General features: G+C 40.8%; 13 protein-coding genes. All 13 read right to left on the bottom strand.

Annotated elements, in window-relative coordinates:
* Nucleotides 1-78: 78 nt before the first annotated feature.
* Nucleotides 79-1,236: a DUF4317 domain-containing protein gene (locus BANVL01_RS13630; protein ID WP_066087765.1), complete on the bottom strand. Its 1,158-nt coding sequence runs from the start codon at nucleotides 1,234-1,236 to the stop codon at nucleotides 79-81.
* 196 nt (nucleotides 1,237-1,432) lie between these two features.
* Nucleotides 1,433-2,263: a cobalamin-binding protein gene (locus tag BANVL01_RS13625; protein ID WP_066087769.1), complete on the bottom strand. Its 831-nt coding sequence runs from the start codon at nucleotides 2,261-2,263 to the stop codon at nucleotides 1,433-1,435.
* Between the two features lie 37 nt (nucleotides 2,264-2,300).
* Nucleotides 2,301-2,729: a bifunctional adenosylcobinamide kinase/adenosylcobinamide-phosphate guanylyltransferase gene (locus BANVL01_RS13620; RefSeq protein ID WP_066087772.1), complete on the bottom strand. Its 429-nt coding sequence runs from the start codon at nucleotides 2,727-2,729 to the stop codon at nucleotides 2,301-2,303.
* The gene (locus BANVL01_RS13615) at nucleotides 2,684-3,319 is read right to left on the bottom strand and encodes a histidine phosphatase family protein (protein ID WP_066087778.1); all 636 of its coding nucleotides are present in this window, start codon (nucleotides 3,317-3,319) and stop codon (nucleotides 2,684-2,686) included. Before BANVL01_RS13615 ends, BANVL01_RS13620 begins: the two co-directional genes overlap by 46 nt.
* Nucleotides 3,271-4,029: an adenosylcobinamide-GDP ribazoletransferase gene (cobS, locus tag BANVL01_RS13610; RefSeq protein WP_066087782.1), complete on the bottom strand. Its 759-nt coding sequence runs from the start codon at nucleotides 4,027-4,029 to the stop codon at nucleotides 3,271-3,273. The genes BANVL01_RS13615 and cobS overlap by 49 nt, the downstream gene beginning before the upstream one ends.
* On the bottom strand, nucleotides 4,029-4,577 hold the full coding sequence (locus tag BANVL01_RS13605) for a bifunctional adenosylcobinamide kinase/adenosylcobinamide-phosphate guanylyltransferase (protein WP_066087786.1): 549 nt from the start codon (nucleotides 4,575-4,577) through the stop codon (nucleotides 4,029-4,031). The genes cobS and BANVL01_RS13605 overlap by 1 nt, the downstream gene beginning before the upstream one ends.
* On the bottom strand, nucleotides 4,574-5,659 hold the full coding sequence (gene cobD / locus BANVL01_RS13600; protein ID WP_066087789.1) for a threonine-phosphate decarboxylase CobD: 1,086 nt from the start codon (nucleotides 5,657-5,659) through the stop codon (nucleotides 4,574-4,576). The genes BANVL01_RS13605 and cobD overlap by 4 nt, the downstream gene beginning before the upstream one ends.
* Before the next feature lie 19 nt (nucleotides 5,660-5,678).
* Nucleotides 5,679-6,635, bottom strand: a complete 957-nt coding sequence (gene cbiB, locus BANVL01_RS13595; protein WP_066087793.1) for an adenosylcobinamide-phosphate synthase CbiB — start codon at nucleotides 6,633-6,635, stop codon at nucleotides 5,679-5,681.
* Nucleotides 6,635-8,143 (bottom strand): cobyric acid synthase, encoded by a 1,509-nt coding sequence (locus BANVL01_RS13590; protein WP_066087796.1) that lies wholly within the window; start codon nucleotides 8,141-8,143, stop codon nucleotides 6,635-6,637. The genes cbiB and BANVL01_RS13590 overlap by 1 nt, the downstream gene beginning before the upstream one ends.
* A 56-nt stretch (nucleotides 8,144-8,199) precedes the next feature.
* Nucleotides 8,200-8,751 carry a cob(I)yrinic acid a,c-diamide adenosyltransferase gene (locus tag BANVL01_RS13585; RefSeq protein ID WP_066087799.1) on the bottom strand — a complete coding sequence of 184 codons (552 nt, stop codon included), beginning with the start codon at nucleotides 8,749-8,751 and terminating at the stop codon, nucleotides 8,200-8,202.
* A 118-nt stretch (nucleotides 8,752-8,869) separates the two neighbouring features.
* Nucleotides 8,870-9,913 carry a nicotinate-nucleotide--dimethylbenzimidazole phosphoribosyltransferase gene (gene cobT, locus BANVL01_RS13580; protein WP_066087805.1) on the bottom strand — a complete coding sequence of 348 codons (1,044 nt, stop codon included), beginning with the start codon at nucleotides 9,911-9,913 and terminating at the stop codon, nucleotides 8,870-8,872.
* Nucleotides 9,910-11,298: a cobyrinic acid a,c-diamide synthase CobB gene (locus BANVL01_RS13575; RefSeq protein ID WP_082804981.1), complete on the bottom strand. Its 1,389-nt coding sequence runs from the start codon at nucleotides 11,296-11,298 to the stop codon at nucleotides 9,910-9,912. Before BANVL01_RS13575 ends, cobT begins: the two co-directional genes overlap by 4 nt.
* A 33-nt stretch (nucleotides 11,299-11,331) precedes the next feature.
* Entirely contained in the window at nucleotides 11,332-12,843 is a 1,512-nt protein-coding gene (locus BANVL01_RS13570) for an adenosylcobinamide amidohydrolase (RefSeq protein ID WP_066087810.1), read from the bottom strand.
* Between the last annotated feature and the right edge of the window lie 3 nt (nucleotides 12,844-12,846).

Here is a 12,846-nt window from a genome sequence, read left to right as displayed (position 1 = left end):
AAAAAGGTATGGCTGATTAAACGCCATACCTTTCTCTTTTCGATTACTTACTTATCAAGAAACATGTCATGAAATCCCTTAAAGGGTTTTAGATTCCAGTCGAAATCCTTCGACAACGACTTCTTCATCTACCTCCAGCAATAGGCACCGTTTTCCTTCGTATGTGATATATTTTACATTTTTCAGGTCCTTCGGGTTGATGGTTACATCTGCCAATTTGGTACTAATTTTTATCGTTTTCGGAATTAAACTGCTTGCTTTAAATTCATGTTTTTCATCAGCTACGACACTTTTGAAAGCATGTTCCACTTTGGCAGTATCCACGTTTTCGACGCCACTGACCGTTAAAATCCGTTCGATATCACGCTGATCCAAAGTTGGGGTTTCACTTTCTTCCTTTTCCTGATTCTCCTGTATTACTCGATCAATTTCCTCATATACATTCGAAATGACCTTAGTGTCCACTTCGTCACCGATTACTTCTTTTAAAATAAAGTCAAAGCAGTCTTTATCGTCTTGGGCAGTCATGATGTCTTCACAATCAAGGACCTTTTCAATAAAAGTGAAATCCGGTTGATTCACTTTCCCGGCACAATAAAGAATATGGTTTACATCGGCTGCATTGTCATTGAATGCAGGGAACAGAAAACCTGACATAGGAGAGTCTAAATTAATAATCGGGTCAACGACGTTATAGGACTTGAATTCTTTTTCGATATAATCAAACAGCAAAGCTTTTTTCGGTAGATCGGTTTTATTAAGACTGCAAAGGATAAACTGATTAGAATATACCTCATCGTCCCCGCCTATTTCAGATTCCTGATTCCTTTTCCTGGTCGGCTTCCGATATTCTCCCCGAATAAATGTCACCACCGTATCAAATTCGTAAACAGCATGGGCAAACATTTTCCCGACGATTTCCAGCATGTTATCCTGCCAATCTGCCGAGTCTGCTTGTATTCCTTCAAAGAGAATCGTTTGTGTACTGTAGTCAACATCCCGACTAAATTTCAGTTCAAACAATTTGGCATCAAGATGGCCAGTCAAAACCTTTTTAAAGTTTATTAAAAATAATTCTTGTGTTTCCTGCTCTAACATTTGAAATGGCCGACTGACTTGATGATAAATTTCGCCGGATTCTTTCTTCACATAAACATTGAAAATCTCTCGAATATCCATAAGATGATTGTCCAACTTAAATTGCTTGCGGATATTAGCGATGTCTTTTTTATTCATTTGTCTCAACTCCCATTCCTGATTATACCGTTTCGACAACAGAAACTCTAATTCAATTATTCAGTTCTTTAGGTTTGGCAGCCTTAGAATTGGTACTTGGATTAGGAGAAGCTAAAGCAAATTGTTCATTTTGTTTTTGTAATATATTTTCAATATCTTGAGTTAAATTACTCGAACTTCCTTTCCAACTTCTATCTTATAATTTACAGCCTTCTTCAAGTAAAGAATCATGATTTTCAACAAACGGCGGAAAGATAGAAGGGTGAAGGATACATGCTATCTTATTTAAACCAAGTAATAATCTAGGTGATGGTCTGCAAAATAAGGATTCCTCTAATATATATAACTGATTATTTTTAATAGCGTCCATTTGCCTCGAATCTGGACGTTTTAGAATTACTTTTGGATTAACCTTTTCCGTTTGTACACCAACCCATATAATGCAGATAATATCAGGATTTCTTCTTTTAACTTCCTCCCAATCTGTTTGGACACTGGCTTGAGTCTTATCTTGGAAAACATTCTTCCCTCCTGCAAGCTCACTTATTTCTGTTAACCAATTGGTAGCTCCCGGTGTAAAAATAGGTTTCGCCCACCATTCCCAATAAATCGTTTTCGGCTTTTCCACTTTCTTGGACAATGAATGGTAGGTATCGAGCAGTTGATTGTATTTCTCGAATAAAAGCTTTGCTCTCTCAATGGTATTCGTCGCTTCTCCTACAACTAATAGGCTCTCTCCAACCTCTGATAAGGTCTTAGGATTTGGCACGATGACAAAGGGTATATTTCTCTTCTTTAGCTCTTCGATATTTCGCTCCATTCCAGGTACAGAAAGAGAGGCTAGCACTAAGTCAGGCTGCAGCTCTTCAACTTTGTCCATATCAATTTTCAAATCAGGACCGAGCCTTGGTAATCCCTGAATATCCTCCGGCCAATCAGAGAAGTCATCCACACCAATTAGCGTAGAGGTTAAACCTAAGTAAGCGACTAATTCCGTATTACTTGGACAAATGGAAATTAATTTCATCAATAACCCTCCCTATTTTTTCATCTAAATGAAAAAATTATTTCAGTCTACGTGCTAATCCATTCCAGACGTAGTCTACTTGATCTGAAAGCTGTGCTGCATCCTGGGCAATCCAGCCTGCAATATCTCTTAGCCTTCTATCCTTCTTTTGAAGCGGGACAATTCCTTTCCCCATTTCTAACATAATTAGAACAATTTTATTTTTTCTTCTTTGCTCCTCCTCGAAGAGTGTTTGAAAAAGAGCCTTATATAGGCTTCGAATGTCATCATTTGATTCACTAGTGGTAAGCTCATCCGCAATCCATTTTTCCCAGCCCTCAATCACTAATGTTGTTCCATGAAGCCAGCGGGTTTCCCAATCTGCTATCCGATCTTCTTGATAGGCAGACACCCAGCTGCATGTTCCAATCGTATCCTTAACTATTTTTCTTTTTCCTGAAAAGGCACCGCCGATAACGAGCTGCATACCCATTCCTCCTTTTGCCTTTGTAAGGTTAGTCGAATCCCCTGACCATGGGATACGGATAGATCCCAAAAAGACATCGACGGTACAAACCGCGAGACAAGATAGCGGATAACGCCTCCATGGGTTATTAGTAGAAATTGCCTTTTCCCATGGGGGGCGGTTTCCAAACTCTGTTTAAATAAGCCCTGAAAAAAGGAATCTATTCTGTTTTTGAATACATCAGATGACTCTCCATTTGGTATCGAGCCTTGCTCCCAATTATCAAGCCAATTCTGATACGCTTTATCGTCTTTTAACTCGTTGTACGTTTTTCCCTCCCAGTCGCCAAAGTTCACTTCTCGTAATCTAGCATCGACAGAAATGGGTACGGGAATGTTTAAAAATGCTAAGGTTTCCTGACAACGGCGTAAATCACTTGTAAAGGCATGGTCAAAACGTTGTTCCATCAACTCTTTTTGAAGCATTTCAAGCTGAGTGAGTTCGCTTTTTATTATGCTTCGATCAGTATGTCCTAAATACCTTTTCTCCTGATTCCAATCGGTTATCCCGTGACGAACGAGAAATAAATCCATGTCATCGCAAGTCCCCATAACTCGCCTCCCTCTATTGCTGTACCTAATAAATCTCCATTTGATCCTTTAAATAGATTTTTTACCCACGCTCCAAATAATCCAATAAACACAATGTATCCTGGCAGTAAATAAAGGAGGTCAGGTATGAAACATAATGGGAAAATTACTGAAATGATGGCAAACAAACAATCCTTTTGATTAATATTCTTCCGCCACTCCCATGCCAAGCCCTGTTGCTTTGCGGTAGGTAGATTGATCATTAAAACAACCGCTCCTAACCGGGAAAAAGCGAGAATGAAAATAAACGAATACAGAGGAATATCTGATTGTAACAAAAAATAAATCAACAGCGTCTTCCATGCTAGTAAAAACAGGAGGGCAATAATTCCAAAGCTTCCTACATGAGAATCCTTCATAATCTCCCACTTTCTTTCAAGGGGAGCATTCGAGCCTACTGCATCCGCGACATCCATCCACCCATCTAAGTGCAGCCCCCCTGTTAACCATACCCATAAGGAAAGAATAAGGAAGGTCATAACAGCTAAAGGAAGATAGGATTCAAGCGACCATGCAATAGCAGTGAGGATGGAGCCAAGTACCGCCCCGACAAGCGGATAACTTCTGATTGCCCATCTACTTGTCGTTTTATTCCAAGGGATTTGAAGGGGAATGGGGATCCGTGTCAGAAATTGAACAGCGAGTAATAAGCCAAAGCTCATTTGCTTCATCACCTTTCCCCCTTCCAATAAGTTGGAATCCCTGCCTGAACCTCTACTACTAGCTCTGATTGCTCGACAATGGTTTGGTGTAGTCGCTGTAAAGAGTATATATATGTAAGCACTGCTTTATCCGGAAAGGGAATCCCTGCATTCACATCGTTGGAAACAATCAGCAAGTGAAATTGTCCTTCACGTGCCAGGCTTAACCAGCAGTTGACGGCCATTTCTGCCTTTTTCAAACTGTAATCCCGCTCAAACATGACATTACTTAACCATATGGTTAAACAATCTATGAGAATAACATCCTCTTTTTTGCAGGTTGAAAGAATCCGTTCAAGATCAAAGGACTCTTCAACTGTTTTCCATTCCTTTCCTCTGTCTTGCTGATGTATTTGAATGCGTTCGACCATCTCTTCATCACTTGTTTTTGCAGTAGCAATGTAATAAAGACAGCCTCTTTGATTTTCCTCGTTGCCTTGGTTATATAATGAAAGAGCCGTTTGCTCGGAAAAATGGCTTTTACCCGACCGCGCACCACCAGATATAAAGATAATCACGATTCCACTCTCCAATTTTGGAGAATAGCTACCAATCGTTGATTCTCTTCCTTTGACCTGATTGCAAACCGTAGGAACTCCCCCTTTAGACCTTTAAAATTTTGCGTATGTCGTGGTAAGATTCCGTGTTTTACTAAAAAATAAAAAAGCTCCTCTGTTCGGTTTGGCTGCTTCTTATCTTGTAAAAGGTAAAAGTTTACCTGGGTTGGGGAAAGATAAAAATCCATTGGTGGTAACGCCTCAGATAAGTACTCGGATTGTTCACGAAGCCACGCTTTTGTATCCTCGACAAAGCTCTTATCTTCTAGTAGTTTTGGAACAACAGCATCCACTAACGAGTTAATACTCCATGGAAGTTGTTCATTTTTCAAAATGCGAATGATGCTTGGATGTGCCATCAGATAGCCAATTCTTAGCCCAGGGATTGTATACATTTTTGTTAACGAACGTAATAATATTAAATTTGGGTAAGAAGCTAACCATTTCGATAGACTAGGAGTGGAGGCTGGCAGAAAATCGACAAAGGCTTCATCCACCACTACATATGTACCTGTTTTTTTACCTTCCGTTAGCAACAGCTGCAAATCCTTTTCTGCGATAACCGTTCCTGTCGGGTTATTAGGTCGACAAAGGAAAATAACATCCTTTTCCTTTAGCTTTTCTCGAATAACGGACATCGGCAAGGCAAATCCGTTTGTTTGCTCATAAAAAACATCTTCCACTTCGATATGGTAGTGCTTGCAGGCGCGTTCATATTCCACGAAGGTTGGCTGCACAATCAAGGCTTTTCCTTTTTCGAAAAATTTTGCAACCAAGAAAATAGCCTCTGCTCCTCCATTTGTTAAAAGGATGCTGTCTTGTTCAATCTCTTCATGATTAGCAACGGCTGCACTGCTTTTGGAATATGACGGGTCTGGATAACAGGTAACGGTCTCATAATGATTTGTTAAGGTCTCCTTTAACCAGGAAGGTGGACCTAATGGGTTTAAATTCGCACTAAAATCGAGTAATTCCTCATTTATATTAATATCTAAAAGTTGCTTTATGGATTCTGACTTGCCACCATGGTTGGGCCACTTCATTACTTCACCTCATTTTTAACTATCTAACCAATAAGAGGGAACATACACCGATAACGAGAAATACAATCCATCCTCCATGCATATATACGATGGCTTTTCTGATATCAGAAAGCAAAAACCCCCTTAATGGATCGCCCATTGTTGCCCTTACCGACTTTTTCCCGCGATAATAATTTATTCCACCTAACTGGATTCCGATTAAGCCGGCGACCATCGCCTCTGACCATCCACTATTTGGACTTGGGTGTTTCCTAGCATCCCTACTCGTGATTTTCCAGCCATTTCTCGTTTTTGATCCTTTTATAACAAAGGCCGCAAGCCATATCGAAAAGGCAGTGATTCTAGCAGGTAGCCAATTAACTAGATCGTCAAGTTTTGCTGAAGCCCACCCAAATTCCATATATCTGTCATTCTTATATCCCACCATGGAATCCAATGTATTAATAGCTTTGTAGGCCATCGCAAGCGGTGCTCCACCAATGATTGCCCAGAATAATGGTGCGGTTATGCCATCGACTGTATTTTCGGCCACCGTCTCCACTGTTCCTCGAATCATTTCACTCTCTGATAGGCTCTCCGTATCACGCCCGACAATCATACTAAGCTTGCTCCTGGCTTCGACTAAATTCCCCTTTTCCAAAGGATGCAGTACACTTTTAGCAGCAGACGAAAGACCTTTTGCCGCTATTGTGGTTGAAATTAGATAAATCTCAATCAAAAGACCAACACCCCAATGCAAGTGGTAGGCGAGAAAGAGAAGACCTCGGGTGATAACAAATACTATCAATACGACGATAATCGTAAGAGCGGTTCCTTTTCTTTTTCTATTTTCACCGTTATTCCAGCTTTCCTCTAAATATGTGATTAGTTTCCCCATTAGGATGACAGGGTGTGGAAGCAGTCGGGGATCTCCAATCCACAAGTCTACTAGAATAGCAGCAACTAAGATAAATACTGGATCTTGTAAAAAACTCATTAGTTCTGACCTTGCTGAAAATCTGTCATTAATTGATAGATTCGAGCCAACTTGATATTTTCTCGAACCACTTTGGCTAATAAATCAAAGCCGTCTTCCCTTTTCTGGGCAAACGACACGCGCTGATAAATTGGTTCTAACCCTTTTTTTAACCTGATTTCATTAAGAACAACCTCTCGGAATTGATCATTATGGAATATTCCATGAAAATAAGTGCCAATCAGTTGCCTGTCCACTGTAATCGTTCCTTCGCTTCGATCCGAAAGATGAATAAAAGGGCTGCACTCCTCTTGGAAAAATGACTCACCCATATGAATCTCATACCCCGTTACGGGAATCTGTTCCTCTCCAAACCGTGCCAACCCTTCTGAGTGAATCGTTGTCTTAGTTGGAGTCATCGTGGTTTTCATCGGAATCAGTCCTAATCCCTCTGCCATCATGCAGGAGGATTCAATTTCTTTCTGATCCTCAATGCTTGTCCCTAACATTTGGTATCCACCACAAATACCAACAATCATCGTATCCTTCTGAACTAAATCCATGATCCGATTGGCTAAACCTGAACTATGTAAAAACATCATATCCTCAATTGTATTTTTACTCCCAGGTAAAATAAGTAAATCAGGATTTCCTACCTCTTCAACTTTTCGAACAAAACGAACATGACAATCCTTTTCCTCAAACAAAGGATCGATATCGGTAAAATTAGAAATCCTTGGATGACGGATGACAGCTATATCTATGTCCTTTGAGGGATCCATTTTTGATGTATAACTGTCTAAAACAACCGAATCCTCTGCTTCAATAAATAAATCATCGATATAGGGGACAACCCCTAGAATCGGAACCCCGGTATATTCCTCAAACCAAGTTAATCCTGGCTGTAATAAGGATACATCCCCTCTGAATTTATTGATGATGACACCGATGACTCTTTGTCGATCCTTCGGTTCTAGAAGCTGTAAGGTTCCTACTAAACTAGCAAAAACGCCTCCCTTTTCAATATCCCCAACGAGAATCACCGGTGCGTTCGCCAATTGTGCTACCCGCATATTAACAAGCTCGCGATCATTTAAATTAACCTCAGCAGGACTTCCTGCTCCTTCAATTACAATCCGCTCATAGCTTGTAGATAAATTATCGTAGGATTCACTAATTAACCTTAAGCCTTGTTGAAAAAAATCCTCTCGATATTCCCCAGCCTTCATGTTTTTAAAGGGCTTCCCGTGAACAACGATTTGTGAGTTGTAGTTTCCACTTGGCTTTATTAATATGGGATTCATATCGGTTGTCGCAATAATACCTGCAGCTTCCGCTTGAACTCCTTGCGCCCGACCGATTTCCTTCCCATCTGCCGTAATATAGGAATTTAAAGCCATATTTTGTGATTTAAATGGTGCGGTTTTAAAACCATCCTGAACAAATATCCGGCATAAAGCGGTCACTATGGCACTCTTTCCAGCATCTGAATGGGTACCTTGAATCATTAGCGGCAAAGCCTTTTCCATACACAGTAACTCCTCACTTTCTCTTAGGTGCTAGCAGACCAATATTGCTACCATCCTTAAAATTCGATACCTTTTACAGCAGGTATCCCCTCATCGTAATAATGCTTTTCCGCTTCAATCACAGAAACGAGATCAGCGATTTCTTTTATTTCCTGCTTCGCATCCCTTCCTGTAATGCAGAGATGGACATGCGCAGGTTTATTTTTAATTAATTCTATGACTTCATTTAAAGGTAATACATCGTCAATGGGAAAGGTGTCTATCGATAAGGCATTGTTAAGTTCATCTAAAATGACTAAATCGTATTCTCCGCTCATGACAGCTTCCTTTGCCTTTGGCCAGCCAATCCTCAGGGCTTCTCGATGCTCCTCTGGGGTTTTCGTCCATGTAAAGCCAATGCCAAGCTGAACCATCTCAACACCCAGTTTTTTTAAGGCAATTTGTTCTCCATAGGAGCGCTGCGGTGATTTAATAAACTGAAAAATCCTCACGTTAAACCCTCTGCCTACACCTCTTAACGCTAACCCTAAAGCAGATGTTGTTTTCCCTTTTCCATGACCTGTATACACAAGTGTTAAACCTTTTTTCTTCTTATTTTCTTGTTCCATATTTTTGACCTCCTCTGTTTTGTGAAGGCTCTGTTAGACCTGTATATTGATTTTTCGCACCAATCAACATAGTTATTAAATCAACATTGTCCTAAAACAGAGCCAATGTAAAAGTAGTTTACCTTTTCGTTGATACCCCGGCAGAATCAAATGTGGCCATTTCTTTTAGCATCAATGTAGCCGATTGAATAAGCGGATAGGCAATCGCGGCACCCGTACCCTCACCTAGTCTGAGTCCTAAATCAAGAATGGGTTTCTTGCCTAATAAGGAAATCGCCAATTGATGTCCTGGTTCAACGGATTGGTGCGTCACAATCATATAATCAGCGCTATTCGGAGAAATCTCTTTTGCTAGCAATCCTGCGATTGTACAAATAAATCCATCCAAAAGGACCGGTACTCGATTGCTTGCCGCAGCAAGCATGGCCCCTGTCATCCCGGCAATCTCCAGTCCCCCAACCTTGCTAATAATATCGATTGGATCCTCTGGATTGGGGTTTCTTTTTTGAAGTGACTCATGAATCACCGCAACTTTATGTAACAAGGTTTCTTGTGAAATACCCGTTCCAGTACCAACCAATGAAGCAATGTCGCTATTACTAAGAACAGCCAAGATCGCACTACTTGCTGACGTGTTTCCAATCCCCATCTCTCCAAGGATCAAGCATTTGGCGCCATTGTTTATCATGTCTTGGCCTTGTTCATAGCCTACTGAGATGGCGTTTTCAGCCTCTTCACGGGTCATCGCATCCTCCCGATAAAAATTGCCAGTACCATAACGAACCTTTTGATTGATTAAACTAGAATGTTCAATATCTTGGGCAACCCCAATGTCTATGATGTTAAGGCTGGCACCTATCTGTCTACTAAAAACATTTATCGCTGCCCCGCCACTTAAAAAGTTAAGAACCATTTGCGCTGTAACGGCTTGCGGATAGGAAGAGACACCCTCTTCTGTGATGCCATGATCTGCCGCAAAAACAAGGACACCTGGAGGCGTTACGCTTGGGAATGCTTCATTTTTCATTTTAGCCAATTCAATTGCTATTTCTTCTAATCTTCCTAAACTTCCTACTGGTTTTGTTAATGTATTGATATAGTCAGAGACTTGATTCCCGATTTCCTTATTTACCTTTGGAACGTAATAGACCTGTTGGTTCATCTTGTTAACCCCCTGATTAATTTAAACTCTACGCATTTTTCAATCCAATTCTCCACCATCTTAGGACAAGAGCCAAAGTGAAAATGAGTATACCCGGCAACGACTTGGTGAATGATATAGCCTTCTTTACTTACTCCTCGCATCCCTTTCGTTTCATAGGCATACGGGACATCCTTTACAGCCGATTGAAAAGAGGAGTAATGAAATTCATGCCCTCTCGCGGTTAGGCTGTTGAGAAGAAAATTGTCATTTTGACCAGTAATCTCTCTGTACCCTAATGCTGCCAAATTTGCTTGCATTTGTACGCTTCCAGGGATAACACCGACCATTTTGTACTTTTTCTTTTCCGTCGTTTCAATCGATTCTGTTAAGTACATGAACCCTCCACATTCTGCAAGTGTAGGAATTCCCCTTTCAATCAACCTCCTCACGGAACGCTTTGCTAGTGAATTCCCTTCGAGAACCTGGGCAAACTCTTCCGGAAAGCCTCCGCCTAGATAAAGTCCATCCACATCTTCAGGTACTTCTTCATCCTCGAGTGGCGAAAAATAAACGATTTCAGCACCATTTGCTTCTAGAATCTCTAGATTCTCAGGATAGTAGAAATTAAAGGCCTGATCCTTTGCGACAGCAATTTTCACGACAGTTTCCTTCTTCGTATTAAAAAATGAAGATTCATTTTTCACCATTAATGGTTCAGCTGTCGCTAACTCAAGGAGTTTATCTATATTTATTGTTTCAAGTACCAATTCACCTAATTGATCAAAAAACGGATCCAGTTCTCCTCTTTCAATCGAAGGAATGAGACCAAGATGTCTTTCAGGAATTTCAATTTCAAGCTCCCTCTTCAAATAACCGATAACAGGAATATGGCACTCCTGTTCAATCGCTTTTTTTACAAGCTGAAAGTGACCTTCGCTCCCCACTTTATTTGCGATAACACCAACAATATTGGGTCCTTCGTCAAACAATTGAAATCCCTTCACAATTGCTGCAGCACTTCGAGCCATACTTTCACAATTGACAACTAGCAAAACAGGACTTTTGGTTATCATACTGATCTCAGCCGTACTTCCCTCATTGGTTTCTGGACTCTTTCCATCGAAAAAGCCCATCACTCCTTCGATAATTGAAATGTCTGCACATTGACTTCCATGAGCGAAAATATCCAAAACACTGTCATGCGTGAGCATCCAGCTATCTAAATTACGGGAAGCTCGATTGGTTACCGCCGAATGATAGGAAGGATCGATATAGTCAGGCCCGCATTTAAATCCTTGGACGGTTAGACTCGACTTTTTTAAGGCAGACATTAATCCGATGGTTAGGGTTGTTTTACCGACACCGCTTCCCGTACCGGCGATTACAATTCGTCGTTCTGTCACATTCATCTCCACCTTTTTCATAAAAATAATAGCTTACCTCATAACACCTACCCTTTCAGAAGTAGTACGATACCCTTCTTCATGAACCCTTTTTAAGTATTTTTTGAGAGCTTCATGTGTTGCTTGATAGACCATTTGTCCAATTCCTCTTCCTACAATGGTTCCAGATCCAGCGTATGGTGTTTTTTCTCCTTGCTGTGTTAGGCCTAGTACGAGGGAATCTGTGGATGTTCCGGTAGCCAATGTATGGGATTCTGGATCTTCTATCTTAAGATCGTTCAAGGCTTTTACTTTTCCTTCAGTTGCAGACATATACCCGTTTACAAGGGCACCATCGGTAAAATGAGCATCGATGAATACCATCGTGTTAATCGTGCCAACTGTTTGGACGGCACCTAAAAATGACCTCTTTGTTATATCAACGGCATTTCCTACCCCAGCTGTTACGATTGCTAGCATGTGGATTCCTTCTATTTCCTTTTTAACAATGACGACATCCTCAAGCATGACAGCCGTCATCATACCAACTGCTTGCACATAAGGAATGGAGTAATCAGTCATCCAGGATTGCAAATCCTTTTTTGGCTCTGATCCATTGTAATTTCTATCCACATGGAAATTACAAACATGCTTTACCCACTGGATTCCGTCACCAATTACCCCATTAGATATGGTTCGTAACGGGTGCTCAAATTGAATATGGAAATAGTTCTTTGTCTGTTTAATCCGATAAGAATTTTTGAAATAAAAAGGACGACTAGAATCGGTATAGCTTGGTGTCATCAGAAGCTGTGGCTTTGGAAGGGTGGGATGGGAACCAGGCGTCACCTCCACCTCATAGACCTTTTTTAATTGATCTGCTTTTCGTAACGTGTCTACATCACCTACGTCCAAAATGCGTCCATGATGAAGCAGGGCAATCCGATCGGCATAGAGCGATGCAACATTTAAGTCATGTAAGATAGCAAAGATTGTTAAACCCCTACGCTGCTGTCGATCCTTAAGTAAATCGAGCATTTGGAAGGTATGTTTGATATCTAAATGATTGGTAGGTTCATCTAATAATAAAATTTCAGGCTCTTGCGCTAATGCTTTCGCCAATAACACCCGTTGCTTTTCGCCGCCGCTAAGCATCCGGAAGGGAGTGGTCTTAAAGTGATGGATATTTGTAAGTTCCATTACCTCTTCCATTACGTCTAAATCTTTTTTCGAAAGCTGCTTTAGCAACCCCTTTTGATGGGGATAGCGACCGAGACTAACGATTTCTTCCACGGTGTAATCAAATGAAACGTGGGCTTCCTGTGTAAGCACAGCGATTTTTTTTGCCTTCTCAAGCTTTGATAGAGAGGCTATTTCTTTACTAGAAATAGAAATCCTCCCTTCAGTGATTGGTAACTGCCCGGTAATAAGCTTGAAAAGGGTTGTTTTTCCACTTCCATTTGGTCCAAGAAGGGCAAAAAATTCACCTTGTTCAATCTCAACATCGACACCATTAATAATTGGAGGATAAGTGTATCCGCCCACCAAACGTTGAACTTTGATCATCTA

Source organism: Neobacillus novalis NBRC 102450, assembly GCF_001591805.1.
Classification (GTDB): domain Bacteria; phylum Bacillota; class Bacilli; order Bacillales; family Cytobacillaceae; genus Neobacillus; species Neobacillus novalis.
This window is presented reverse-complemented; position numbering and strand designations above follow the sequence as displayed.